Raw genomic sequence first — 24,697 nt, forward strand, 5'->3', positions numbered from 1 at the left:
CTCCCCCTGCACAATCAATCCTGACCCGCATCACTGCTGCTGGAACTGGCCGCGCCGCTTTGATCACTGCTGGCTGCGGCTGCGCCGCTGATGGTCAGATTCGCCGTCCGCACAATACTGGTCACACCCGCTTGATTCATATCAATCGTCTGATCATTCAGCTTAGCGGTGGTGTAAGTGGCATTCCCTGTGCGGATCTGAATGCTTTGCGTGCCGCTGGGAACCTCCACGGTATGGTCCGCGCCGGCCTGCAGTGTTCCCTGCCAGCTCTGGACATTACCGAAGGAAACGGCCAGCCAAACGGCTTGCGTCGATGCCGCCACCGTGATCTTGTTGCCGGAATCCGGCAAGTCAGTCACCGTATAGTTCATCTGGGACCCGCTGACGCCGGCCGCAGTGATCTTCAATTCCTTCTTGCTGCTTTCCTTCTTCTTACTGGATGACTTGGCACTGCTGCTCTTAGCTGAGCTGCTGGTCTCCTTGCTGCTGGACTTGGCTACTTCACTGGAAGTGGCTTCAGTACTGGGAATAGCCCGTTTGTTGCCCTGGGTTCCCCGCCACGTGAAGTAACTCAGAATAATGATAATGATCGTCACAACAGCAACAATGATGATCTGCGGCAAGTAATTCTTCGCCCGGGCAGTCACTGTAGACGCCCCAAGCAGCGGCCGGGCTTCCCGGCGCTTGTCGGTCGGCTGCTGTTCTTCTTCCTCAGCGGCAGCGGTCGTTGACGCCGACTGGGGCAGCTCGTCAGAATATTGGTCTAATAATTTCTGACCATCCAGGCCGACAGTCTCGGCATACTGTTTGATAAACGCGCGTACGTAAAAGTCACCGGGCAAGGCATCAAAATTACCTTCCTCAATGGCGATCAAATAGCGTTTTTGTATTTTTGTAATCTGTTGCAGGTCATCAATGGTATAGCCCTTATCAATACGGGCCTCCCGCAACTTTTTACCAACTTCATCCATATTCTATATTCACCTACTAGGTATTATTCAAAAACAGTATATCATAGGCCGCCAACGACACCAATGAAAGAAAGTCTTAAGGCCCGCTGGTCTATACCAGCCAGCCGCCGGTGACGTAAATCGTCTGACCCGTTAAATATTGGGCTTCCGGCGCCAGCAGCACCTGCAGCCAGTATGCAACATCCTGGGGCTGGGCCATGCGGCCGGCGGGGATCTCATCCGTCAACGCGGCCTTCGCCCCGCCAGCCAGCATCGCCGCGTTCATCGGGGTATCCACCGCTCCGGGGGCAATAACATTCACCGTGATCCCCAAGGATGCCACTTCGCGGGAATAGGCCTGAGCAAACGCAGACAACGCCCCTTTAGTCATACTATACACGGCTTCCATTGGACTGCCGTGTCCACCATAAACAGACCCTAAGTATATCACACGGCCATGGCCGGTTTGTGCTAATTTTTCCTGTAGTGCTTGGGTGATCAGCAGCGGTGTGCGGACATTGATTTGCCACAGCCGGTCGAGCTGCGCTGCCGGCGTGTCCGCAAATAATTCATAATCCGTGACACCCTGGCTAAAGACCACGGCATCAACACCAAAGAGTGCTGGGCGCAGCTGATCCACCACAGTGGGGTTGGTGAAATCCAATTGAACGGGTAAAAACTCTTGGCCGGGATAACGTACCGTTAATTCCCGGATCAGGTCAGCCACCCGAGTCATGTGCTGCCAGCCCTGCAAGTAAAGGGACCAGCCAACCGCCGCTAAAGCTCTGGCGGCTGCTTGGCCAATGGCCCCTGTGGCGCCGCAAAGCAAAACGCGTTTCATCCGGCGGCCTCCTCGTCTGGCGAAACCAGCACGGTGGTCATTGCGGCCGGTTGAAACAACTCGTCCGCTAAGGCCAGCACATCGGTATACCGCAAACTGGCGATGATCGCGGCCAGTTTCGGCAGCGGATAAACCACCCGCCGATCGGCCGCCCGAGTATCCGCGGCGTCCACCAGCTGAGCACCCAACCAGCCGAAATGGTCGAACCCGGTAATATTGCGCCCAATCAGTTCACGCTGCAGCCGAGTAAAGGCCGCCGGGGTCAGTGCCGCCCGGGCGTGGGCTGGGGTCAAAATTTCTTTCAAGGACTGCGCCAGGGTCGCTGGCGCCGGGGTCTTCCCGCCGACGGTTAAGACGCCAAAGTTGCTGTGCAGTTCCGCGTCAACTAAGAATGAATCATCAATTAAGCCGCTTTGATACAGGCGCAAAAAGTCCGGCGCGGATTCCAATAATAACCCGCTCAGCAGCAGATCCAGCTGCAGTGATACCCGCAAGCGTTGGGTCGGATCCGGCAAAGCCGGCAGCCGCACCCCGACCCAAGCCTCCGGCAGGCTTAAGGGTGCCCGCAGCAGCCGGGGGGCCGTGATCACCGGCGCCGTGGCCACTGCACTGCGGGGAATCGGGCCAGCTGAAGCAGCAGCAGCGGGAATCGTCAGCTGGGTCAGCAGTGTATCGAAGTTGAAGTCCCCCACCACAACCAGCTGCATATTGTTCGGCCGATAAAACGTCTGGTACGCCGCCGTCAATAATTCTGGGGTGATGCCGGCAATACTTTGGCGGGAACCCGCCACATCCTCGGCAATCACACTGGCGGGAAAGAGATGGTCCCAGACCGTCTGCTGCGGCCCATAATCCGGATCATCCCGATACATTTGTATTTCCTGGGAAATAATGCCCTGTTCTTTAGCCACCGTGGCCGCCGTAAAATACGGCGTCAGGACAAAGTTCAGCAAATCCTGAACGTTTTCTTGCAGGTGAGCCAAACCGGAACAATAATAATTGGTCACGTTCCGGGTCGTGAACGCATTGACATCCGCCCCCCGAGCCGCAAACGCGTCGGCAGCATCGTGGTCGCCCTTATCAAACATTTTATGCTCCAAGAAATGGGCCACCCCGGCGGGTAATGACGCGCCCGGGTTGGCCCCCGTCAACCGGCGGGCACTCGCACTGCCGAAAAATACGGTGAGCTGGGCGTAATGCCGGACAAAACCGGGTTTTTCAATTCCCACGACGGTCAGGCCGTTGGGCAGCACGGCTTGGCGCACTTGCTCCGGCAATGGTGGAAAGTCATTCGCCATCCTGGGCCACCCCTTCCTGTAAATAATCCACAACCAAGACGTAGTGCTGGGCACACGCCTGCACCGCTGCCGGCGTCACCGCCCGCACCTGGCGGACAAAGGCCGCTGTACGCATATCAGCCGCCGGGAGGCGGTATTGCAAAATCAGGCGGCTGTTCACATCGCTCTGGCGATCACTCTCGCCCAACCGATTAGCAATCAGCTCTTCCTGCACACTATACAGCCGGGCTGCGGTAAACTGGCCGGTTTGCATCCACTGCAGGGTGTCTGCCACGATTTGGCGCACTTGCGGCGCAGTCCCCGGATCGATGCCGGCTTGCAGCAGGGTGGCCCCCGTCTGGGCATCCAGTTCCGTCCCAGCATAATAAGCCAAACTGGCCTGCTCGCGGACCGCGGCAAACAATAGCGAATTCGCTGAGCCGCCGAACAAGGCATCGGTCACCATATATTGGAAATAGGTCGGCCCGTAATACGTGACCGGCAGATGATACAAGGCCACATATTGGCTTTGCTGAAAATTCTCCATCGTTTGCCACTGACGAAAAGCCGGTACCTGCCCCGTCCATTGCAGCGGCGTGGTTACCGCCGGCCGGGCCGCCAGCGGCCACGCGGCCACCTGGCTCAGTACCGCCGCTGGATCCACATCGCCGGTCACGATGATTTCAATTTCATCCTGACTGACCATCTGCTGCCAATACGCCGCCAAGTTTTCGGCCGTGGCCGCTTCAATGGTCGCCGCTGTCCCCCCAAGCACCGCCGCTTGTTCCGGCGCATGCTGGAAATACTGGGCCTGGGCAGTCAAAACAGCCTTATTGTCAGCACTATCTGTGACGCTCTGCAGCTCATGGCGCAGATTATCCTGTTCCGGCGTGAAGAAAGGCGCTGCATATCCCGCCGTACTGAGCAGCGGGTGCAGCGTAATGGCCTGCAGCAACGCCAAAGCTGGGCCCAAAATGGATTCTCCCTTGGGCAGGACCGCATCGCTTAGAAATTGCAGCTGGCAAGTGGCAATGCTGAGTGCCCCTTCCCGATCGACGCCTGTGCGCAGCGACGCGCCGTACAGATCCTGCAGTGCAACAGTGAGCGCAGTCGGATCCGGATATTGAGCGTTCGCCACCGGCCACAGATTAACGATCAACTGCCGAGGCGTCAGCGTTTCTAGTTGCAGCGGGGCAATAAAATTGACCGTGGCCGCCACTGTTTTGAACTTCTTGCTAGGGACGACCGTCAGCCGCACCCCAGACTTTAATCGTTGTGAAAAAGCCATACACCGTCTGCTTTCTAATCGGCCGCTTGGCCGGTCTTATTGAGTACCTTCCGGGGTTTAGACCCGTCCGGTCCGCTCACGACTCCGTGGGCTTCCAATTCATCCATCAACCGCGCCGCCCGGTTATAACCGATCCGGAACCGCCGCTGGAGCATGGATACACTCGCTGTATCCTGATCTTTCAACATCGTGACAGCGTCATTGAAATATTCGTCTTCACTGTCTTTACCCTGATCACCGCCCAGACCATTAATGTCGTCGTCCGTCGGCTCCATGGACTCATCGTATTCAGCCGGCTGCTGCTCCGCCACGAAGGCCACCACTTTTTCCACATCGTCTGAGGAAATATAAGCCCCCTGGACCCGGACTGGTTTGCTGGCGCCCATGGGCAGAAAAAGCATATCGCCTCGGCCGAGGAGCTTTTCCGCCCCAACTTGATCCAAAATCGTGCGGGAATCGATCCCGCTGGATACTGCGAAGGCAATCCGCGACGGAATATTGGCTTTGATCAGCCCCGTGATAACATCCACGGAAGGCCGCTGGGTGGCAATAATCATGTGGATCCCCGCCGCCCGGGCCATTTGGGCCAACCGGACGATGGCATTTTCCACTTCATTGCCGGCGACCATCATCAGATCGGACAATTCGTCCACGATCACGACAATATACGGCAGAACTGGCATCGGCGTCTTTTTGCCTGCATCGGTCTGGTTAAATTCTTCGGCCTTGGCATTGTATTCATCCATGTTGCGCAAACTGGCATGTGCAAAAAGCTCATAGCGCCGTTCCATTTCGGCCACGACTTTGTTTAACGCTCCGGCTGCCTTCTTGGCCTCGGTGACGACTGGGATCAGCAGATGGGGAACGCCGTTATAAACGTTCAATTCCACCATCTTGGGATCGATCAGCAGCAGTTTCACTTGATCCGGTCGGGTCCGCATCAGCAGGCTGGTGATCATCGTATTGATCATGACCGATTTCCCGCTGCCGGTAGATCCGGCGATCAGTAAATGGGGCATTTTTGCCAAATTAGCGCTGATCACTTTACCCGTGACATCTTTCCCCAGCGGTACCCGCAGCAGATGTTTCCGGTCAGCCGGCAGATGCTCCGCAACATCCCGGAAGGAAACCGTGGAGACTTGCTGGTTGGGTACTTCAATGCCGACGTAAGGCTTCCCAGGAATCGGCGCTTCCATCCGAATATCCTTAGCGGCCAAGGCCAGGGCTAGGTCGTCGGTCAAATTGACGATCCGGGACACCTTCACACCAGCCGCCGGTTGGACTTCATACTTCGTAATCGCCGGGCCTAAGCTAGCCTTTTTTACTGCCGCATGCACGCCGAAACTGGCTAAAGTCTCTTCCAGCTTATTCTTATTGGTATTGATCGTTGCCACCTCCGCGCTCTGATCCGTCGGCGGAATCGCGGTGAGCAGACTGGTGGGCGGCAGCTCGTAATCTTCAGCCACCTGAGTGTCTCCTAAAGGCAGGTCCTTGGGTTCATCTTTGGGCGGCTCCGGCACCGGTGCCGCCGAAGTGGGCGCAGGCGGCGTATCAATAACAAAATCATTCTGGGCCGCCGGTTTAGGCTTCGCCGGGGCTGGGGGAGCTGTTTCTTCAGGTGCCGCCGGAGCCGGTTTTTCTGCCGGAGCCGGGTTCTTTGCCGGCCGCGGACCAGCATCATTGAGAAAACGATCAGCCAATGCCTGCCAGAACGACACGGTATGGTGCCGCGCCGCCCGGCTCATGGCCGCGCCGCCGGATTCCACAGCTTGCGCGACGTGGGCCACCTTGGCAAAGGGAATACCAAAGAAAATCATCGCCCCGGCCAGCATGAACAAAGTCGCCAGGATATACGTGCCGACCTGCGACACTAGGAAATACGTGCCTGTATAGAGCACAGTCCCGACCATGCCGCCGCCCACACTTTCGGTAATCGTCGCCCGCACGAATTCTTCACGCAAGATCATCCACAAATATTGCAGGAACCGGCTGTGCACGTCCGCCTGGCCAAAATACAGGGCCGCTACAAAGAGCAGACTGCCGCCATAGGTCAGTGCCAGCCCGCCCAGCTTGCTCAACGCAATGTGCGGCAGTTCACCGTTGGCCATCAACGTGAAGCCGCAAAAACCCAGCAGAAAAGCGGCGATCATGTAAGTATCCCCCACCAGCAGGCGCAGGATATTCGCCATGAAAACGCCGATGAAGCCCAGCCGAAAAAGAGCCAGTACCGCCAGCAACAGAAAAACAAACCCCACCACATTCATTGTGGGAATCGGCTGTTTTTTACTGGTGCGCGGCCGGCTGGTCGTTGGTCGTTTTTTGGTTGTCCGGGCTGCTCTGCGCTTAGCCATGGTGTACTCCTTCTACTGTATTCTCGGTCTGAAAACCTGTTCCCCATTATAAGTTAAAAAAGCAGGCAAAACCAAACGGTTCCGTCTGCTTTCTACCTTAATGGGCCTTACTTGGCATCGTCTTTCGTTTCCGGTTCGCCAGAGGCTTGGAAGTTCAAAGAAACGCCCTCGTTCAAAGCCACCGAAGTCACCTGATAAGTCAAGGTTTCAATGTACTCCACTAACGGCCGGGACAGCTTCTCCAGCTCTTCCGGCGGCAAATCGCTGGCTTCACCAAAGTAGTTCAGCACTTGGACCACCCGGCTGATGGACCCGGAGATGCGGAAGCCGTTGTTCTCCACAGTCACATCGAAGGGCACCATAATTTCAAAGAAATTACCGTCCTTCTCCGTCCCCTTCAACCGGTCGTCGTTGGGTTGGACTGTCCGCATGGCCACTTGCACGTCCTGGCTGGCTTGATCGTCTTTTTGCAATAAATCATAATGGAACGAATTCACGATGATTGGGAATTTTTTAGTCTCCATGATTATCCTCCAAAGTTTCAGATTGCACTCTCTTTAGTATGGCAATTTTTTGCCAACCTCGCAACCTACTTCCACTTATCGTGGGGATAAACATGATGTTCTTCCAACCCCGTGAAGTGCTGCTGCCGGACTGCTTCGTAAATCACGATGGCCACCGAATTGGCCAGATTCAGTGCCCGCACTTTATCCGTCATGGGAATCCGCAGGCAGCGATCGTGGTACTTGTCCATGAAGTCCTTAGGCAGGCCCGTGGTTTCCTTGCCGAACATGAAATAGTGATCCGCATCGGTATCGCTGAAGTCTTGGTCGGTATACACGAGATCCGAGAATTTAGTGATCAAATAAAGATGCTGGGTATCCGGCAAGGTCGCCATGAACGCATCTAAATCATCATGTTCCACCAGATTCACATTATCCCAATAATCCAGCCCCGCCCGCTTCATGTTCCGGTCGCTTAGTTCAAAGCCCAGAGGATAAATCAAATCCAAAGTCGCCCCAGTCGCCGCACACGTCCGGGCAATATTCCCGGTGTTTGCCGGCATCAGGGGTTCATAAAGTACAATATGGTTCGTCAAGGAAGGTCCTTCTTTCATATTCAGTCATGTGTACTAGCATACAGCGGTCGGCGGAACTTTTCACGTAATGCTAGTAACGCTAAAGGATGTTCCCGTACACTGCCGTGCCAAAGCTACGCAATCTCCGGCGGAATGGGCTGGCGACGCGCAGCAAGTGCGAAGCCGAAGGCGTAGCTAGTGGTGACGGCGGTTTAAGCCCGCTGAGGACCGCGGTCTTAAACACGCCTAACAACATCGGCGGCAAGCCGCCGTGTTGTTTCCACCACTGAGCCCATTCCGCCTCCGATTGCTTCGCATTGGCACTACACTGTGGCTCAGCTAACAACACGCCTATCTATACTAAACAACAAAAAAACGCATCGCCTCGGTGACAACCACAGCAAGGCAATACGCTAGTACGTCCTTTTCGTTTATTTTTATCAAAAAAACTTCTGAGAAAAGTAAGCGGAAAGGTCATTGGCAATATAATAACACCTGCTCCAAGGGGTTGCAACAGGTCTAGACTAATTATTTTCAGCAGGTTATAGTCAAGTTAATTCGATGGAAAGTGAGCAAAACCATGCTAAAAATCTACGAGTACGATCGGCGCAACCACCAAGTGGTGCCCACTGATCATTTCGCCAACCAAACCTGGATCAATGCCGTCGACCCCAGTGCCGAGGAAATCGCCACCCTGTTAGGCAAAACAGATCTGCCGGAATCCTTCGTCTTCTATGGCCTGGATAAGGATGAGAATGCCCGGACTGAATATAATGAGGACGATGATGCGACCCTGATTATTTTCGACGTCCCCATTCTGCAAAAAGATGGCAGCAATACCAACGCAGTGTATCGGACTGTTCCTCTGGGTATTATTTTGACGAAGAATCACATTGTTACAATTTCGAATATGCATATGCCCTTTTTAGATTCCTTCAGCGACAATCGGCGCCATTTGAATCCCACCAAGCCGATCCATGCGGTGCTCAGTATTTTGGCCCACGTGGTGTCCAACTATCAGCGCTATCTGCGGGACATGAATAAGAGCCGGGAACGCACCGAAGACCGGTTGCAGCGGAACATGCACAACCGAGATCTTTACAGTCTCATGCGAATCCAGCGCGGTCTTGTCTATTTCCTAATGTCCCTGCGGACCGACCGTCTGGCGCTGGAGGCTTTGCGTAAGGCGCCCCATTTCCCACTGAACGACGTGGATGGTGAATACATCGACGACATCCTCACCGAAGTGCAGCAGAGTATCGAGATGGCCCAGATCAGCAATAACATCCTGACGGAGTCCATGGACACTTACTCTTCGGTGATCAATAACAACATGAACAACGTCATGAAGTTTCTTACGGTTTACTCCATCCTGTTGACGATCCCGACACTGGTCTTCAGCTTCTACGGGATGAACATGACCCTGCCGATTGCCAACTTGGGCGTCAGCTGGGTGATTGCGATTGTGTTATCGCTGATTATCGGTGCTTTGGTCGCATTTCACTTTTGGCGCAAGCATCTTTTCTGAATAAGTGTTCATATGAGCACTTACTAATTGTTAGTCCTTTACTGGCGTGGTATACTAATCTTGTTTGTGGTTCGCTTAAATCGAGTATCCATATTTTTCAATTGAAGGGAGGCCATTGTATGGCCAAAAAGTCAAAGATCCTCAAGGAACAAAAGATCGAGGCCACCGTCGCGAAGTATGCGCCGCTGCGGGCTAAGCTGAAGGCAGAACATAACTATGCCGCGCTGTCCCTGCTGCCGCGGAATGCGTCGCCGGTCCGGATCCATCACCGCGATCGCCTTGACGGCCGGCCGCACGCTTACTACCGTAAGTTCGGTCTGAGCCGGATCAACTTCCGGGAACTCGCCCACAAAGGCGAAATTCCGGGTGTCCGTAAAGCCAGCTGGTAATCAGCTGAAAAAAATCCCAATCATTGGCCGGTCGCCTTTGATTGGGATTTTTTGCTGTCTATTTTTTATCGGCCGGCGGCTCCGGAGCTGTCGATGTCGGCTTATCGGCCGGTGCTGCCGCGGGGGCGGTTGCCGGAGTCGGCAGTTGCGCTTGTTCTTCATAAAGCGACGACGTCGACACGAACCAGTGCCAGATGCGCACCCAGATGATCTTGATGATTGCATAGACTGGAATCCCGAATAGGACACCCGGCAGACCGTACAGCCCGCCAGCCCCCAATAGGACCAGCAAAGTCGTCACCGGATGCATATCCATCTTACTGCCGACGACCAGCGGCGAAACGACCCGCTGCTCAATGGTCTGCTCGATGGCAAAGACCACCAGCACCCATAGGATCATTTGCGGTGACGTCATCGCCGCCACCAGCAAACTGGGGATCATAGCCAAAAATGATCCCAGATACGGAATGAGGTTCAGGATAGCCGCCAGAATCGCCAGGGTCACGCCGTAGCGCTGGCCGATGACCGTATAGCCGATGGCAAACATCACCCCGACCCAGAAGGCGACGGTGAGCTGCCCGGTGATGTAATTACTGATGGATTGACTGATTTCAGTCAAAATATGACGCAAATGATCCTGCCAGCGCAGAGGCACCACCCGCACCATAGCCTCGCGGAACCCATTGGGGTCCTTCAGCATGAAGAACAGCAAGAAAGGGGCCGTGACGATGGTCATCACCACGCTGGTAATTGTCCCCACCGCCCCGCCAATATTCAGCAGTGTTGCCCCAGCCGCACTTTGCACCGTGGACATCCACGAACTGGAGACATTCTTCAACGCATTTTCCACCTGCTGGGTGACCTGACTGAAGCGGGAGTCCTGAAGCAGCTCGCCGATCCATTTCTCCAGTCCGTTCCAATACCCGGGAAAGGCCGTCAGAAACTGGGTGATCTGGGATTGAATCAGCGGAATCACGGAGACCAGTCCCCAAATCACCAGAGCCAGGATCACGACAAACAAAAGCAGCGTGGAGACGACCCGGGGAATATGCCACTTGCGCTGCATGAAGGATACCGGCGGTTCCATCAGGTAATACAGGACGCCGGCCAGCAGAACGGGCGGCAGTAAAATATTGAAGACTTTGCCGACAGGGTCAAAAATACTGCTTACTTTAGTGAAAACAAAAATCACGATCAGCACCAGCAGCACATTGATCAGTGCCGCGGTGACTTTGTTATTCACGAACCAGCGGAAAAACCACGATTGATTGAACCGGTCAAACCGCCGATTCGGTTGCGATTGTTTAGCTGCCATCGCCTGGCTCCTTTCTTCCTAATAGAACTTACACGTGATGCGTATAGCTGATCGTCGTGCCCGCTTGAAAATCAGGGAACCGCGGGGCATCAGCGATGGGATGCAAATAAAGTCCGTTTTGCAGCCGGTCGCCCTGGGCCGTATCGCTGAACACAAACGCCACATGACCCAAAGACCGTAAATTATTCTGGGCCGCCCGGCCGACGTAGGTGATCGTGTAGGCCGCCGCCCCGACCTGGATCGTGTCACCCACAGCGACAGTCAAAGCGCGCTGCTGGGCCGGGTCGGCAAACCGTTGGATCACTGCAATGGCAGCAATCTCCGTCGTGGCTTCTTCGCCAAACAATACCACGATCGGATCCGCATGGCCCAATGCCTGCTCACCGATCTGCGTCACCGTTGCCTGTGTTGTTGTCATCTCATTTTGCCTGCCTTTGTCAATAGTTAGCACATAGTTATAGTTTAGCATAATCCCACCGGCTGACTGCCGGTCCCGAGACCGGTTTCTCTGTTATAATCGATTTAGCTTAGAAATTAAAGGAGTCGATTCGCGTGCAAGAGAAGATCTACCTGGGCGGATACACAAAACGCGTATCCCAAGGCATTTATGAAACGGTTCTGGATACTGACAAAGAAACGGTCGCTCAGCCGCATCTGCTGATCAAAAACAACGGCAGCACCTACATTGCTTGGGATGGCAAACACCAGCGTCTTTTTGCCATCACCAGTCAAGACGGTCAAGGCGGCGTGGCCAGCTATGACCTCAGCGGTGATACGCCCCGGCTGATCAATACGGTGCTGGCTCCCGGCTCGTCCCCCGCCCATGTCTTCTACGACGGCGGCCGCTCCCTGCTCTACGCGGCTAACTACCATAAAGGCCAAGTCCTGGTATACAGTGTCGCGGCCGATGGCACCTTGGCGTTAGTGGACACTGTCCAGCATGAAGGCCATGGCCCCAAACCGGAACAAGAAGCTGCCCATGTCCACGAGACGATCCTGACCCCCGATAACCGGCTCGTTGCCTGCGATCTCGGCATGGATCAAATCGACACCTTCGACATCAGCGCGTCCGGCCACTTGACCCACGCCGCCACCTTCACGGCGCCCGCCGGTTTTGGCCCCCGGCACATTGTTTTCCATCCCAGTGCGCCGATCGCCTATCTCTTAGGCGAACTCGGCAGCGCCGTGATCGTCTTAGCCTATGACGCCGCCAAGGGCAGTTTCACCCAGCTGGAAGAAAAATCTTTGATTCCCGACGACTGGACCGCGTTCAACGGTTCCGCCGCCATCCGCGTCAGCCAAGACGGCCGGTTCCTGTATGCTTCTAACCGCGGCCACAACTCCATCGCCGTCTTCAGCATCAGCCCCGACGGCCGCAAAATCAGCTTGATCCAGCGCATCAGTACCGAAGGCCGGATTCCCCGGGACTTCAATCTAGACCCGACGGACCGTTACGTCCTGGCGGTAAACCAGGATTCCGATAACGGTACTCTGTACCGCCGCGATCCGGAAAGCGGCTTTTTGACCATGATTCAAAAAGATATTGATACCCCGGAAAGCACCTGTGTGCTGTTTGTCTAAGCTTCTGTAAAAACACTACAGTCATAATCCTCCATACGTTATACTTGAGAACGTCAAAGTACTAACGAGGAGGATTTTTCTTGTGCTGAATATTTTCAAAGCAGTGCTGCTGGGCATTATCGAAGGAATTACCGAATTTCTGCCCATCAGTTCCACCGGCCACTTATACCTGGCCAATGAATTCATCAAACTCGACGAGACCCCAGCCTTTATTACCATGTTCATGGTCGTCATTCAACTGGGCGCGATCCTGGCGGTGGTCGTGCTCTACTTCCACCGGCTGAATCCTTTTTCGCCAAAGAAGAGTCATCAGGAAAAAAACGATACCTGGAAGCTCTGGTTCAAGGTCATTCTGGCTGTTATTCCGTCCATGATCATTGGCTTATTGCTGAATGACTGGATGGATGCCCATCTGAATACGTGGCCGGTGATCAGTGCCACCTTGATCATTTACGGGGTCCTGTTCATCGTTATTGAACGCTGGAACGCCCACCGCACACCCCGGGAGACGGATCTGAACGCGATCAGTCCGAAGACGGGTTTAGAAATCGGGTTCTTCCAGCTGCTGAGTCTGGTTCCTGGGACGTCCCGGTCCGGCGCCACGATCCTCGGCGGGATCACCATCGGGGCCTCCCGCTACGTCGCCACCGAGTTCTCGTTCTTCCTGGCGATTCCGACGATGGTCGGGGCTTCCGGTTTGAAGCTGGCGAAGTATATCTTGAAGGGCAACACGTTCACCGGGGATCAGCTCATGGTCCTGCTGGTCGGCACCGTCGTGTCCTTCCTCGTTGCCTATGTGGCAATCCGCTTCTTGCTCAACTTCATTAAGAAAAACGACTTCCAAGGCTTCGGCTGGTACCGGATCGTTCTCGGCTTGCTGGTCATCGCTTGGTTTGGTTTGCACGGATAGGAGAGATTAGGTTGGCTCAATTTCTGAAAGAACTGGCTGTTGAAAACTTTACCCATATTCCCGCCTTGTTGGCTGCGGGGGCGGATCGGATCGAACTCAACGACAATCTGGCCGTCGGCGGCACCACCGTCAGCCGCGGCGTGATGGCTGAGGCCACCCGCTACATTCACGAAAAGCAGCGCAGCGTGGCCGTCATGATTCGGCCCCGGGGCGGTGATTTCGTTTATAACGATACCGAGATCAAGATCATGGAGGCAGACGTCTTCAGTGCCCAAGAATTGGGCGCGGACGCCATCGTCACCGGTGCGCTGACGCCAGCCGGGGACATCGATACCGATGCCATGGAACAGCTGATCGCCGCGGCCGCGGGCATGGACGTGGTCTTCCACATGGCCTTCGATGCGATTCCCGAAGAAAAACAGGCAACGGCCCTCACTTGGTTGGCCGCCCACGACGTCGTCCGGGTCTTGACCCACGGCGGTCCTTTGACGACCCCGATCGCTAACACCCTGCCGCATTTAGCCGAAACGATCAAAGCGGCCCCAGCCGGCTTGACGATTCTGCCCGGCGGCGGCGTCACCGCGGTGAACGCGGACCAAATTGCTGAGACACTGCATGTTAAGCAGCTGCACGGGACGAAACTGATCACAATCTAAGCAGTCAACAGAAAGAGCGTCTGCCAGGAATCACCCAGCAGGCGCTCTTTTTATATCCTCACTCACTCGTTCGGCAAATCGCCGCCCGCAAATTCTGAATATCCGGCGGCAGCGGCGCCACGATGGTCAGCGGCGCGCCCGTCAACGGCTGAATCAGCCGCAATACGTGGGCATGCAGCGCTTGGCGCGCAATCGCTGGACTAACCTGACCGTAAACGTCATCCCCCACCAAAGGATGGCCCAGCGCGGCGAAGTGGACCCGAATCTGGTGGGTCCGGCCGGTGAGCAGCCGCACCGTGACCACACTGGCATCAGTGTTGTAAGCCGTCACTGCAAACGCGGTCTGGGATGGTTTGCCGCCCGCACCCACCATCCGTTCGTAGGTGCTGTTGGGCGCCCGCCGAATCGGCAGATCGATCAAGCCGCTGGGCACAGCCAGCGCCCCGCTCACGATGGCCAAATATTCCTTTTGCATCGTCTTATCCTGCAACTGGGTGTCCAGCAAACTATGGGCCAGACTGTGTTTGGCAAACAGCATCACCCCGCTGGTGTCCCGATCCAAGCGGGACACGACATGGACCGAGTCGCTTTCGTTATGCTGGGCCTGCAAATAACCCTTGACCCGATTGGCCATCGTATCGAAATGATGGTTGGGCGATGGGATCGATGCCACAAAGGGCGGTTTATTCACCACCAGAATATCTTGATCCTCATACAATATCCGCAACGGCTTAGCCGACGGGACAATGGTATCCGCGCCCTGCTCCGGCGGGGCGATCAGCCGGATCACGTCGCCAGGATGAACGGGATAATCGGAATTACGCTGGCGGCTATTCACAAAAAGGGCCCCACCGTTGAACTTGGTGCGGCCGATGAACGCCCGGGACAAACCCCGGTGGGTCAAAAACTTCTGCACCGTGGCCGGAGCGGGATCCGGGACCACCCATTTAAAAATCACGCCTGGGGCCCCCGTTTGCCATGGGCCTGCTTGCTGCCGATGAACGCATCCTCCACCCGATCCCAAAAGTGCATGTGGCGGTAGCGGGCAAAGTGGATCCGTTCTTTGGCCACCCGGAAGGTCACTTGGGAAATCGGCCGTTCCCGGTGGGTGAAGGAATCAATGGTCAAAATATAGTCTTCCTGGGCGTCCGGGCGCAGCGTGATGTCCTCATCCGGGGCAATCACGATGGGCGACGACAACGTCCGGAACAGACGGTTGTTGATCGAGGCAATTTCGGCCATTTGCAACGCCTCCAACCGTGGGTGGAGCACCGCGCCGCCCAAAGACTTGGAATACGCCGTAGACCCGGTGGGCGTCGAAATACAGAGCCCGTCGCCCCGGAAACTCTCAAACAGCTCGCTGCGAATATAGACATCCGTCTTCATCGTCTTGTTCACCCGACGAATCGTCGATTCATTCAACGCAATGTAGTGTTCCTTCGTCTGATCGAAATACTGGATCACCACGTCCAGCAACGGATAGCTGACACTTTGGCCCGAGTCGTTGGCTAAGGCTTCCACCAGCTCCGGCAGTTCATAATCCCGCCAATCGGTGTAAAAGCCCAAGTGGCCTGTGTGCACGCCAATAAAGCGGATATGGTCGATCTGGTGGGCATACCGGTGAAAGGCGCTGAGCAGCGTGCCATCGCCGCCCACAGTGATGACAATGTCCGGGTCCTGATTCGTGACAACAATATCCAACCGGCGCAGTTCCCGCATCAATTTGCGGCGGAACATGCGGGATTTCTGTTTATCGTTACTAAATATTGCGATCTTCATGGGTGTTTTCGTCTCCTGTGTCCGGATCCTCGGGATCGTCCGGCGATTGTTGCCCCCGCCGATACATCGTCTGGGCATCCTGGATCTCTTCACGGATCGCGGACATTTCTTTATCCAGCATGAACGCGGCCTCAGCGGCCCGCTTCAAGCGGTCATTGATTTCTTCGGGAAAAGCCTTAGGGTACTTATAACTCAGCGAATGTTCGATCGTCGCCCAGAAATTCATGGCGAGTGTCCGAATCTGGATCTCAGCGAGAATTTTCTTTTCTCCCTCGGCCATTTGCACTGAATACTCGATGACAACATGATAGCTGCGGTAACCGCTGGGCTTATCGTTTTTGACGTAATCCCGTTCCTCAACCACATGCATATCGCTGCGCTCGCGAATCAGGGCGACGACGTCGTAGATATCCTCCACGAACTGGCACTGGACCCGGAGTCCGGCAATATCCTGCATATCTTCTTCCAGCAGAGCGGGGTCGATCACCCGCCGGTGCATCTTTTCCTTGATACTGGCCACGGGCTTGACCCGCCCCGTGACGAACTCGATCGGGGTGTGTTCCCCTTTTTCCAAAAACTCCTTGCGCAGTGCGCGGAGCTTGATTTTTAACTCATTGACGGCCTGCTCATAGGGTAACAAAAATGTTGGCCAATCTCTGTCCATCGTACGTCCCTGCTTTCTCTGTGCCGACTGCCGCGCGCAGTTGACACACAACCTTTGTCATTTTAACATAGTTAGGTGCTTATCCATCAGAAATAAGGCGGCCCGCTTGACCGGACTGGCGCTTGCAGCCAGTCTCCGGCTTAGCGGACCGCCTTACCTTGATTAACGCGAAAGCATATTGCAACACTTCCCCGTAAAAATACGGTATGATTCAGTTAGTTAATCACGTGGTTCACATCGCTGTTGCCATGGTGCTTCTAAAAATTGGAGGTATTCCCGTGCTCGAGATTTTTTTATTTGTCAATCCAATCGGCATCGAATGTCTGTCGGCGGAACGTTCCACCCTCAAGGCCATTGAAGATTACCCGGATACCGTACACTTCTCGTTCATCCCGTTAGTTAATCTGAAAGTAATCAAGCGCTACATGGCGCTTAAACACATTGACCCGGCGGATCTCGCGGCGCAAAACGAGATCAACCGGATCGCCTATTCGGTCGCCCTGGACTTCAAGGCGGCCAGCTTCCAGGGCACGAAAAAGGCCCGGGAGTTCCTCTTGTTCATGCAATCCGCCATTAACGAACACGACCGGGAATACACCCCCGACCTCATCGAAGAGGGTCTGCGTGAAGCCGGGCTCGATTCGGCCATGTTTTGGGAAGACCGGCACAGCACTTACGTCAAGAGCGGGTACGAAAAGGACCTGGCCGCTGCCACGCGAATGGGCGTGGAGATTGCCCCGTCCATGGTGCTGTTCGACTATTCAAAAGATATCGATCATGCCGGCCTGCTCGTGGCCGGGTGTACGAATGAGAACATCATCCGCGGTCTCTTCTCCCACGCCGGCGATTTGCACACCACGAAGGAAATTCAGTCGCGCCGGCATTTTCACGTACTATAAACCCTGCTGCTGATGCAGCCAGTGGATCGGAAAATCGATCCACTTTTTTTGTGCCGCGATACTGAGCAGGGGCGCGTTCAGCCGCGGCACCACCGGTGTGATCCCCAGCCAGTGCTGCACGGCCCAAATGAAAAATGAACCGCTGAATACCGGCGGCAGCGGGGTCAACGGAAAACACCACGCCGGAACATCGTTGACTTGCCGGCCATGGGTGTACAGCAGCTGAAGCAGCTGCTGATACCGCGGATCCCGCCGCCGGCCCTGCCAGACCAAGTGCTCCCGCCACGCCGCCACGGTTAGCGGCAAATACGGCCGACTGGGATGCGGTGCGTTATGCCAGCGCTGAAAATGCGCCCAGTCTTCCGTCAGGGCGAAGCGGTCACAGCCCCCAGCGATCCACTGACTTTTGTGCGGTGCCCGGGTCAAATGATGCCACAATTCTAACTGGCGATACGGTGCGCGAAACAGATACAGATAAAAGCCTAGGGCCGGACTGTATTGGCAGAACTGGGCGGTCTGGGCCTGCCAGCGCTGCTGGGGGACGTAATTTTCTCCCAGGATCCACCAATCCCGCCAGTTGGCCATCTGGTAGCCCTGATGCCGCTGCCGCAGGGCCGTCAGTGCCAACGGGCTGCACTGGTACTCGCCGGCCAAGATCAAACTCGGTACACAGACATCGATCCGCTGCGCCCCCGTTAAAATGACCCGCTCATTCTCCGGCGCCAGCCCGCTGGCCGCCAGCCACTGGGTAAGTGCCGCTTTGCCTGCTTGGTGTGCTTCGCTTTCCGGCATGTGCGGGCGCCGTCCCTGCACGTGGCTGAAATACCATTTCTCCCGGCGACGGCGCAGCACGACGGCTTGGCCGCAATCACAGCAGGTATACGGCGGGCATGGATACTGATTGGCTTCCGCCCCAACTTGCAACTGACCGCGCTGATTCAACGCAACTTTCACGACGATCGCCTCCTCGTCATTACATTACGCAAACCGAGGCGCTGACAACAAAAAAAGCCGCCAAGTTAACTACCCTTGCCGGCCATAGTGCATTGACTGCTTATTTAGATGCTTTCGCGCGCTTCTTCGGTTTCTTAGGTTGCGGGCCGAAGAAATGAGCAACTTGATGCAACGCACTCTTTGCCATCAATTGTTTGCCGTGTTCCGACAACAGTTCCGGCGTGACATTCTGTACTTCCTGCCCGTATTCATTGGCCACCGCTAAGTAGTCTTCCCGGGTCATATCCAACAGGTCTTGATCCGGCATCGTAAATACGAGGTAGTACTTATTCTTGTAAGAGTAAAGATCCACATCAACTTCATCATCGTTCAGCACATCGGCCAACGCGACGATATCCTCAAAATCATCAAAGGCCAATACCTTAGTAAACGGCTGATTGCCATATCGGCTCCGATTCGCGCCAGGGGTGCTGACTTGGCTTTGTGCGCTGGAATCATCATCGTAACCGCCCAACTGCCGCTTAACGAATTCAGAGACATCCTCATCACTGGGCCGATCGTCGTGACGGCGGCGACCATGATTTTGATCATCGTCATCCTCTTCATCACGGTCGCCCTTACTAATAAGAAGTTCCAAGCCATTCTTATTGGGCATCACTTGGAAGGTCACAGCATCGTTACTGACAAAGGTGTGGTCTTTATCGACCTCTTCCAAGATGCTGTAGAAAAAGCGTTCGATCTGCTTGCGGTTACCCAGCAAGTCCAGAACAGTGACGCCCCGCTCGGCGAGATCTTCACTGCCCAGTATCACCCGAATCGTATTATTATTGATCCGTTCCATTTCCATTCCGGATGCACCTCGCTTCCAGGAACTGCGTTAACATCGTTCTCAACAACTTAATTATAACAGTGTCTTTGAAAAATGCCCAATGCGCAGTACCCGTCATACTAATGCAGAAAGACAAGCGCGTCAAGTGGGCGCGGCGGGTCTTTCTGTACGTCTGGTTCTGTGTTTACTGGTGTATATTGTACCGCACTTTGAGAGAAGGAGTCTCGGTCGGGAGGCGGAGGCAGGAAATGGGCGTTGATTGCCGTGCCAAGTGCTCCGCAGGCTGCGGCAAAATTGGGCTGGCGACGCGCAGCAAGTGCGAAGCCGAAGGCGTAGCTAGCTGTGACGGCGGTTTGAGCCGGCAAAAACCGCCGTCTCAAACACGCCTAACAGCATCGGCGGCAAAGCCGCCGTACTGTTCCCACAGCTGAGCCCATTTTGCCTCCGCCTGCTACGCACTTGGCACTAGCCCCACTGTAATCAATAGACGTTCATCAGCCCGACACTTCAAATTTCTCTGGCCAAAACAAAAAAGCAATCTCACCCCCAGGTAAGACTGCCCTCCTCGTTTTGATCAGGCTAACCCCAAACTCATTGCCTGATCGCACTCCTTTGTTTCTTTAGAACCCAGCCATCATCTGGGCCTGATGTAACTCCAACGCGCGCACTTCCCGTGGCAAGAAGCGGCGGATCTCGTCTTCGTTGTACCCGACTTGCAGGCGTTTGTCATCCAAGATGATCGGCCGCCGTAACAGGCCTGGGTGCTGTTGGACTAAATCGAGCAGCGCGTCAATGGTTAAATCATCCAAATTGATCCCCAGCTCTTGGAAAACCTTAGACCGGGTGGAAATAATTTCTTCCGTCCCGTCTTCAGTCATCCGTAGAATATTCATAATTTCCGCTTTGTTCAGCGGATCAGTGAAAATATTCCGTTCCACGAAGGGAATGTTATGTTGTTGAAGCCAAGCACGCGCTTTCCGGCAAGATGTGCAGCTCGGCGAAATGAAAAGTGTCACCATGATGCAGGACCCCCTCTACCTCTGTGACAATAATTAAATTCAACTACAAGGATATTATACACAACCCACCAAAAAATGGCTATACAATTTTGATTAAAAAACATTAGGCATACCGAGTGGGACCTTTTCCCACTCTTGGTGGGAACGCTTTTACCGTCAACTTTTGCAGTTTTCAGCGCAAAAGTTGAAATGTAAATGATTAGTGACAAATATGTAAGGCTGGCGACCCTTGTACGGATAAATATACCCCTGCAGATGACCTGCAGGGGTATGTCACGGCTTTGTAATAAAAACCACGCAAGTGTCCTAGACCAATTCTAGACCATGAATATTACTTGCTAATGTAACCTTAATTGAACCCGCCGCGGCCTGGGCTTGTTCTTGCAGCTTGGTTAGCGATGCTTCCTGGGGCAAGTGGGAGATAATCAAATGTTTGACCCCTGCATCTTGGGCGAGCTGGCCCGACTGTCCGGCTGTCATGTGCCAAGCCACGCCCTGGTGGTCGTTCAGGAAATTCGTGTCGGTGATCAGGACGTCGGCACCCTGAACAAAATCAGCGAGCTCTGGATAGTAACGAGTGTCTGCAGTGAAAGCCAGCACTTTGCCAGTCCCAGCTTCTGTGATCCGCATGGCAAACGCTGGGACTGGGTGAATCGTCCGCTGGAAGGTGAACGTCAACGGTCCGATGGTCACTGGCGCAGTATCCGTATACGCCCGGCCAACCGTGGCGCCAGGCCAGGTGAGGGTGGCAAACTCAATGGGATTCTGAGTATTGCCGTAGATGGGCAAGATGGGCTCTTTCTTTGGTCCCTGTTTCAATTGCCACAAATATTGCAGGACCCCCACATCCGCGGTATGGTCATGGTGGTAATGGGACAGCACGACGGCATCCAGCTGCAAGGGATCCATGACTTTTTCCAATTCGCGCAGCACGCCGCTGCCCGCATCAAGCAGAATATTAGTATCCCCGCTGCGCAGCAAGTAGCCGCTAGTCCCAGCCGCGGCAGTGGGATAGCCGCCGTAATAACCCAATACTTGAAATTCCATATGCAGTAACCTCCTAAAAGAAAAGTGAGATGATTTTTTTGACCACATTGATCACTGTACTCGGTTCGGCCGAGTACTTGCACAGTAAGCAGGCCAACCTGCCGGCGAGCCGATTGCTCGTCCCGTGGCACGATGACGGCGATGCGTTGCTGTACAGCGTCACTAACCGCACCTTACCACAATTTTCAGCGGCCGCCTATTTTTCTGAAACGAATCGGCTGGGGATTTTTGGCCCAGATGATTTCTACCACTTCTGGTATTTGCATTTTAAACGGACCGACAATGCACTCTTCAACAACGCCTTGACGCCGGCCTTTTTGCAAAATATTTTGAATCAAACCGGCGCAGCCGGGTTATGGCTGGGCCAATCCGCCACGGAAAAACGAGCCTGGCTGATGGTCCTTGCGGTGCAGGAGCCGCCCTTGGCGGGAGGCCATTTGCGGGATCAGGCTCCGGCGCAGATGCAGGACTATATCGAACGCAGCCGGCATAGCCTGAGCGGTTTCTTTGCCCACGTATACATCACCGAAGAAAAAGCTAACGCGATACGATCGACCGGCGGACCAGCTGCGCCGACAGCATAAAGAACAGCCAGGAGACCAGTGCCACTGCCCCCAGGACCAGCAGGAACAGGGCTGCTGATTCAGCCGTCCAGGCGACAGTCCACAGCATTTGCAGGGCAAACAGACCATTCAGCGCGGCCATGATCACCGGCAGGGCATAACGCCAAGCCAAGGCATCGTTTTGCACGTGACGGATCTCATCGGCGGTCATACCTAAACTGAAGAACAGGCCCACCCCCTCTTCCCGTTCCGCCCAGGCCCGCAGCGTGAGCATACTGTTCACGGCAAAGAGAATGACGACGCTGAGGACACAGCCGACAAAAACATCAATGCCGGTTTCCCGCCGGAACGTTTGGCGAATCTTGGGGGCCGTCCACAGGGTTTGATCTCGGGAGTCAGTGTAGTGCCGCGTGACGACTTTCCCTTTTTCAGAAAAATAGGCCGCATTCCGATACTTGCTGGGCATCGTTGCCAGCAGCCGATCGATCTGGGTCACCGTCAGGGGCTTCGTCGCCTGCCCGCCGTACCAGGTAATGGTTGCTTCCGGTTTGATTTGCGGCCACAGCGCATCGCTGACGACCATCACCATATCGGTGGCATAGGCCGTGTTGAAAGTCGTGGCATAGGGTGTCGCGGTGAGAAATCCCACTCGACGCAGGGGTGGCAGGCCCTTTTGGTTCAGATGCAGCGTGATGTTTGGCCGATACAGCGACCAGGCTGTGTTGCTCAGGGCATCACCGATCATCACGGCGCGGCCCGTCAGCCGCGGCAGCTCCGGCAGGTTCTGCATGCGCTGCACCCGGCGGTATTCCGCTTGGGACATGATCGCCACCGTGTTGTGCACTGCCTGTTCCTGACCCGTTTGGTGATTCACCAGCCGGAACTGAACCACCCTGATTTTGAACGTCGATTGGACACGCTGCACATCACTGATTGAAAATCGGGTCAGGGCCTTATCTAAGTCCTGCCAGGCCCGCGGATTGTGGGTCACAAACGTCATCCGCGCCTGGTTGGCCGCTTCCCGATTGGCAACACTGATGGTGGTGGTCAGCATCCCCGCCCACGTCACGACGATCGACAGGAGGATCGCGCCGATCCAGAGCACGGTGGCTTCGCCGCGGAACTGCCGGGTAAGCCGGGCCAGCTTGAGCAGCCGGTTCCTCTTCAGCGGCCAGCGCGGCAACCGGCGCAACCCCATTAACAATAATGGAATGGTGGTGTGAATCAGCGCGTGTTCGCCGGAAATGACCAGGATCAAAATCGCGCTCAGCAAGCCCAGCAGCCGCAGGCCCGTCGTGTCCGGCCGAATGAGCCAGAGCCACCAGAAATGCTGGGCAATAATCAGACCGCTTACGGTCGCCAGAACACCGTACACTCCGGCCACCAGCGACAGCCGATGGCGGCCGTGCAGGGTATCCGCCTTTTTGCCATGGAGCAGCTGAACGGGCCGAACCCGATAAACCTGGCGCACCAGCACCAGTTGGGACAACAGGCCGATCGCGGCGAAAGTGGCTAACGTGCGCACCAGGGCAGCACCCTGCCAGGGGGCAACGAACTGCGTGGCCAAGCCCATGAACCGTTGCAGCAGCAGGACCGCCAACGGCATAAACAGAGCACCAAAAGCCAACCCCGCCGTGACCATCAAGCCCAGCACGATCAGATTCAGGGTCAGAATCGTACCGTATAGTTGCTGGCGCGGCACGCCCCACAACTGATACAGGGCAATTTCTTGGCGATATTGGCCGATGATGTAGCGCTGACCATAATAGAAAAAGGCCATGAAAAATAAGGCATTGGTCACTGCCGCGACCAAAAAGACGTTCTGACTCGTGGCCGTCCAGTTTGCCGCCACGGCGTAGCAGCACATCATGATGTAAAAAACCGCGACGAGGAAAACCGTCGCCAGCCAAAACAGGACATTGTGGTGCAGGACTCGGCCGATTATCTTACTCTTGGTGCGCCACGTCATGCCAATGCCCCCCTCCACCGATGGTCGCCTGCATATCAATGATCGCATCAAAAAAGGCCTGGCGGTCGCCGGACCGGCGAATCTCCGCGAAAAGCGTGCCGTCTTTGATAAAAATGACCCGCGAACAATAACTGGCCGTGAAGGCGTCATGGGTCGCCATCATGATCGTGGTGTGCCACTGCTGATTGATGGTGGTCAGGTAGCGCAGCAGCTCCGTCGCTGCTTTCGAATCCAGCGACCCCGTCGGCTCATCCGCAAAAACCAGGGTTGGCTGGGTGATCAGCGCCCGGGCCACCGCCACCCGCTGCTGCTGACCAATCGACAGCTCCTGGGGATAGCGTTCGGCCAAACTGGTCAGCCCCGTCACTGTCAATACCGCCGCAAGCCGGTCCTGGGCATCCGCGACACCCTGCCGGGCAATCGACAGCGGGAGCAGGATATTCTCCCGTACCGTCATCCCGGATAACAGATTAAAGTCCTGGAACACATACCCGAGATTGGCGCGGCGGAATTCGGCCAGCTTGTCCCCGCGCAGCCGGGTCACATTCGTGTTCGCCACCGTCACCGTGCCGTGGGTCGGGACATCGATGGTCGAAATAATACTGAGCAGCGTCGTTTTGCCCGCCCCGGACGGACCCATGATCCCCACGAACTCCCCTTTTTCCACCGCAAACGAGAGACCGTTCAGCGCCCGCACGGGATGGAGCCGGTGGCCAAAAATCTTAGTTAAACCTTGAACAGTAACCAGGGCCATAGCAGTGATCCTTTCTTGTCATTCAGAGTCGGAATCGGTACGATAATACCAGTATA

25 protein-coding genes are annotated in these 24,697 nt (G+C 55.4%); 7 read left to right on the plus strand and 18 right to left on the minus strand.

The genetic code is table 11. The annotated features are described in order from the left end of the window. Positions 1-14: 14 nt before the first annotated feature. The 7 genes from H627_RS0101795 to trmL form a co-directional block, all read right to left on the minus strand. Positions 15-971 (minus strand): helix-turn-helix domain-containing protein, encoded by a 957-nt coding sequence (locus H627_RS0101795; protein WP_027827543.1) that lies wholly within the window; start codon positions 969-971, stop codon positions 15-17. 91 nt (positions 972-1,062) lie between these two features. After that, entirely contained in the window at positions 1,063-1,791 is a 729-nt protein-coding gene (gene ymfI / locus H627_RS0101800; RefSeq protein WP_027827544.1) for an elongation factor P 5-aminopentanone reductase, read from the minus strand. Beyond that, a complete protein-coding gene (gene yfmH / locus H627_RS16550; protein WP_051225087.1) occupies positions 1,788-3,089 on the minus strand; it encodes an EF-P 5-aminopentanol modification-associated protein YfmH in 1,302 nt (433 codons plus the stop codon). Before yfmH ends, ymfI begins: the two co-directional genes overlap by 4 nt. Beyond that, on the minus strand, positions 3,079-4,356 hold the full coding sequence (yfmF, locus tag H627_RS0101810) for an EF-P 5-aminopentanol modification-associated protein YfmF (protein ID WP_027827545.1): 1,278 nt from the start codon (positions 4,354-4,356) through the stop codon (positions 3,079-3,081). Before yfmF ends, yfmH begins: the two co-directional genes overlap by 11 nt. 14 nt (positions 4,357-4,370) lie before the next feature. Next, positions 4,371-6,707 carry a DNA translocase FtsK gene (locus H627_RS0101815; RefSeq protein ID WP_027827546.1) on the minus strand — a complete coding sequence of 779 codons (2,337 nt, stop codon included), beginning with the start codon at positions 6,705-6,707 and terminating at the stop codon, positions 4,371-4,373. A 107-nt stretch (positions 6,708-6,814) separates the two neighbouring features. Next, positions 6,815-7,231: a DUF1149 family protein gene (locus tag H627_RS0101820; RefSeq protein WP_027827547.1), complete on the minus strand. Its 417-nt coding sequence runs from the start codon at positions 7,229-7,231 to the stop codon at positions 6,815-6,817. 65 nt (positions 7,232-7,296) lie between these two features. Beyond that, positions 7,297-7,806 (minus strand): tRNA (uridine(34)/cytosine(34)/5-carboxymethylaminomethyluridine(34)-2'-O)-methyltransferase TrmL, encoded by a 510-nt coding sequence (trmL, locus tag H627_RS0101825; RefSeq protein WP_027827548.1) that lies wholly within the window; start codon positions 7,804-7,806, stop codon positions 7,297-7,299. A gap of 559 nt (positions 7,807-8,365) precedes the next feature. Here trmL and H627_RS0101830 point away from each other — a divergent pair. Next, the gene (locus H627_RS0101830) at positions 8,366-9,313 is read left to right on the plus strand and encodes a magnesium transporter CorA family protein (RefSeq protein ID WP_027827549.1); all 948 of its coding nucleotides are present in this window, start codon (positions 8,366-8,368) and stop codon (positions 9,311-9,313) included. 119 nt (positions 9,314-9,432) lie between these two features. Next, on the plus strand, positions 9,433-9,702 hold the full coding sequence (gene rpsN / locus H627_RS0101835) for a 30S ribosomal protein S14 (RefSeq protein ID WP_027827550.1): 270 nt from the start codon (positions 9,433-9,435) through the stop codon (positions 9,700-9,702). A gap of 58 nt (positions 9,703-9,760) precedes the next feature. On the opposite strand, the gene H627_RS16555 is transcribed toward rpsN, so the two are convergent. Together H627_RS16555 and H627_RS0101845 are read right to left on the minus strand one after the other, a co-directional pair. Next, on the minus strand, positions 9,761-11,017 hold the full coding sequence (locus H627_RS16555) for an AI-2E family transporter (protein ID WP_051225088.1): 1,257 nt from the start codon (positions 11,015-11,017) through the stop codon (positions 9,761-9,763). Positions 11,018-11,045: 28 nt separating this feature from the next. After that, positions 11,046-11,435 (minus strand): PTS glucitol/sorbitol transporter subunit IIA, encoded by a 390-nt coding sequence (locus tag H627_RS0101845; protein ID WP_027827551.1) that lies wholly within the window; start codon positions 11,433-11,435, stop codon positions 11,046-11,048. Positions 11,436-11,569: 134 nt separating this feature from the next. Here H627_RS0101845 and H627_RS0101850 point away from each other — a divergent pair, with 134 nt between their 5' ends. The 3 genes from H627_RS0101850 to H627_RS0101860 all read left to right on the plus strand — a co-directional run bounded on the left by H627_RS0101850 (position 11,570) and on the right by H627_RS0101860 (position 14,164). Next, a complete protein-coding gene (locus tag H627_RS0101850; protein WP_027827552.1) occupies positions 11,570-12,598 on the plus strand; it encodes a lactonase family protein in 1,029 nt (342 codons plus the stop codon). An 82-nt stretch (positions 12,599-12,680) separates the two neighbouring features. After that, positions 12,681-13,508: an undecaprenyl-diphosphate phosphatase gene (locus H627_RS0101855; RefSeq protein ID WP_027827553.1), complete on the plus strand. Its 828-nt coding sequence runs from the start codon at positions 12,681-12,683 to the stop codon at positions 13,506-13,508. A gap of 11 nt (positions 13,509-13,519) precedes the next feature. After that, positions 13,520-14,164: a copper homeostasis protein CutC gene (locus tag H627_RS0101860; protein WP_226999154.1), complete on the plus strand. Its 645-nt coding sequence runs from the start codon at positions 13,520-13,522 to the stop codon at positions 14,162-14,164. A 58-nt stretch (positions 14,165-14,222) separates the two neighbouring features. On the opposite strand, the gene H627_RS16560 is transcribed toward H627_RS0101860, so the two are convergent. Genes H627_RS16560 through yjbM form a run of 3 tightly spaced genes read right to left on the minus strand, consistent with a single transcriptional unit; the run spans position 14,223 to position 16,607 of the window. After that, complete coding sequence (locus H627_RS16560; protein ID WP_051225089.1) at positions 14,223-15,122, minus strand: RluA family pseudouridine synthase; 900 nt, start codon at positions 15,120-15,122, stop codon at positions 14,223-14,225. After that, on the minus strand, positions 15,119-15,943 hold the full coding sequence (locus H627_RS0101870) for an NAD kinase (protein WP_027827555.1): 825 nt from the start codon (positions 15,941-15,943) through the stop codon (positions 15,119-15,121). Before H627_RS0101870 ends, H627_RS16560 begins: the two co-directional genes overlap by 4 nt. Next, positions 15,924-16,607 carry a GTP diphosphokinase gene (gene yjbM, locus H627_RS0101875; protein ID WP_027827556.1) on the minus strand — a complete coding sequence of 228 codons (684 nt, stop codon included), beginning with the start codon at positions 16,605-16,607 and terminating at the stop codon, positions 15,924-15,926. The genes H627_RS0101870 and yjbM overlap by 20 nt, the downstream gene beginning before the upstream one ends. Before the next feature lie 278 nt (positions 16,608-16,885). Here yjbM and H627_RS16565 point away from each other — a divergent pair, with 278 nt between their 5' ends. Then, positions 16,886-17,506: a DsbA family protein gene (locus H627_RS16565; RefSeq protein ID WP_051225090.1), complete on the plus strand. Its 621-nt coding sequence runs from the start codon at positions 16,886-16,888 to the stop codon at positions 17,504-17,506. Here H627_RS16565 and H627_RS0101885 read toward each other — a convergent pair. From H627_RS0101885 to H627_RS0101900, 4 genes are all read right to left on the minus strand, one after another. After that, positions 17,501-18,460: a competence protein CoiA family protein gene (locus tag H627_RS0101885; protein ID WP_027827557.1), complete on the minus strand. Its 960-nt coding sequence runs from the start codon at positions 18,458-18,460 to the stop codon at positions 17,501-17,503. The two genes, H627_RS16565 and H627_RS0101885, sit on opposite strands and share 6 nt — an antisense overlap. A gap of 100 nt (positions 18,461-18,560) precedes the next feature. After that, positions 18,561-19,307 carry an adaptor protein MecA gene (locus H627_RS16570; RefSeq protein ID WP_051225091.1) on the minus strand — a complete coding sequence of 249 codons (747 nt, stop codon included), beginning with the start codon at positions 19,305-19,307 and terminating at the stop codon, positions 18,561-18,563. A gap of 602 nt (positions 19,308-19,909) precedes the next feature. Continuing rightward, a complete protein-coding gene (locus tag H627_RS0101895; RefSeq protein ID WP_027827558.1) occupies positions 19,910-20,308 on the minus strand; it encodes a Spx/MgsR family RNA polymerase-binding regulatory protein in 399 nt (132 codons plus the stop codon). Between the two features lie 306 nt (positions 20,309-20,614). Further along, positions 20,615-21,355, minus strand: coding sequence for an MBL fold metallo-hydrolase (locus H627_RS0101900; protein WP_027827559.1), 741 nt, complete (start codon positions 21,353-21,355; stop codon positions 20,615-20,617). 38 nt (positions 21,356-21,393) lie between these two features. Here H627_RS0101900 and H627_RS0101905 point away from each other — a divergent pair, with 38 nt between their 5' ends. Then, positions 21,394-21,939, plus strand: a complete 546-nt coding sequence (locus tag H627_RS0101905; protein ID WP_146994640.1) for a hypothetical protein — start codon at positions 21,394-21,396, stop codon at positions 21,937-21,939. Here the strand turns inward: H627_RS0101905 and H627_RS0101910 are convergent. Both H627_RS0101910 and H627_RS0101915 read right to left on the minus strand, forming a co-directional pair. Further along, a complete protein-coding gene (locus H627_RS0101910) occupies positions 21,893-23,887 on the minus strand; it encodes an ABC transporter permease family protein (protein WP_027827561.1) in 1,995 nt (664 codons plus the stop codon). The two genes, H627_RS0101905 and H627_RS0101910, sit on opposite strands and share 47 nt — an antisense overlap. Next, positions 23,865-24,641: an ABC transporter ATP-binding protein gene (locus H627_RS0101915; RefSeq protein WP_035439743.1), complete on the minus strand. Its 777-nt coding sequence runs from the start codon at positions 24,639-24,641 to the stop codon at positions 23,865-23,867. The genes H627_RS0101910 and H627_RS0101915 overlap by 23 nt, the downstream gene beginning before the upstream one ends. Positions 24,642-24,697: the final 56 nt, after the last annotated feature.

The organism is Schleiferilactobacillus harbinensis DSM 16991, assembly GCF_000425885.1.
Taxonomy (GTDB): domain Bacteria; phylum Bacillota; class Bacilli; order Lactobacillales; family Lactobacillaceae; genus Schleiferilactobacillus; species Schleiferilactobacillus harbinensis.

Excerpts from the sequence above, each read along its gene's own strand:
- H627_RS0101815 (WP_027827546.1), bottom strand. The coding sequence starts at position 6,707 with ATGGCTAAGCGCAGAGCAGCCCGGACAACCAAAAAACGACCAACGACC.
- H627_RS0101830 (WP_027827549.1), top strand. The coding sequence starts at position 8,366 with ATGCTAAAAATCTACGAGTACGATCGGCGCAACCACCAAGTGGTGCCC.
- H627_RS16555 (WP_051225088.1), bottom strand. The coding sequence starts at position 11,017 with ATGGCAGCTAAACAATCGCAACCGAATCGGCGGTTTGACCGGTTCAAT.
- yfmH (WP_051225087.1), bottom strand. The coding sequence starts at position 3,089 with ATGGCGAATGACTTTCCACCATTGCCGGAGCAAGTGCGCCAAGCCGTG.
- yjbM (WP_027827556.1), bottom strand. The coding sequence starts at position 16,607 with ATGGACAGAGATTGGCCAACATTTTTGTTACCCTATGAGCAGGCCGTC.
- yfmF (WP_027827545.1), bottom strand. The coding sequence starts at position 4,356 with ATGGCTTTTTCACAACGATTAAAGTCTGGGGTGCGGCTGACGGTCGTC.
- H627_RS0101845 (WP_027827551.1), bottom strand. The coding sequence starts at position 11,435 with ATGACAACAACACAGGCAACGGTGACGCAGATCGGTGAGCAGGCATTG.
- H627_RS0101820 (WP_027827547.1), bottom strand. The coding sequence starts at position 7,231 with ATGGAGACTAAAAAATTCCCAATCATCGTGAATTCGTTCCATTATGAT.
- H627_RS0101915 (WP_035439743.1), bottom strand. The coding sequence starts at position 24,641 with ATGGCCCTGGTTACTGTTCAAGGTTTAACTAAGATTTTTGGCCACCGG.
- rpsN (WP_027827550.1), top strand. The coding sequence starts at position 9,433 with ATGGCCAAAAAGTCAAAGATCCTCAAGGAACAAAAGATCGAGGCCACC.
- H627_RS16570 (WP_051225091.1), bottom strand. The coding sequence starts at position 19,307 with ATGGAAATGGAACGGATCAATAATAATACGATTCGGGTGATACTGGGC.
- ymfI (WP_027827544.1), bottom strand. The coding sequence starts at position 1,791 with ATGAAACGCGTTTTGCTTTGCGGCGCCACAGGGGCCATTGGCCAAGCA.
- H627_RS0101795 (WP_027827543.1), bottom strand. The coding sequence starts at position 971 with ATGGATGAAGTTGGTAAAAAGTTGCGGGAGGCCCGTATTGATAAGGGC.
- H627_RS0101870 (WP_027827555.1), bottom strand. The coding sequence starts at position 15,943 with ATGAAGATCGCAATATTTAGTAACGATAAACAGAAATCCCGCATGTTC.
- H627_RS0101910 (WP_027827561.1), bottom strand. The coding sequence starts at position 23,887 with ATGACGTGGCGCACCAAGAGTAAGATAATCGGCCGAGTCCTGCACCAC.
- H627_RS0101895 (WP_027827558.1), bottom strand. The coding sequence starts at position 20,308 with ATGGTGACACTTTTCATTTCGCCGAGCTGCACATCTTGCCGGAAAGCG.
- H627_RS0101900 (WP_027827559.1), bottom strand. The coding sequence starts at position 21,355 with ATGGAATTTCAAGTATTGGGTTATTACGGCGGCTATCCCACTGCCGCG.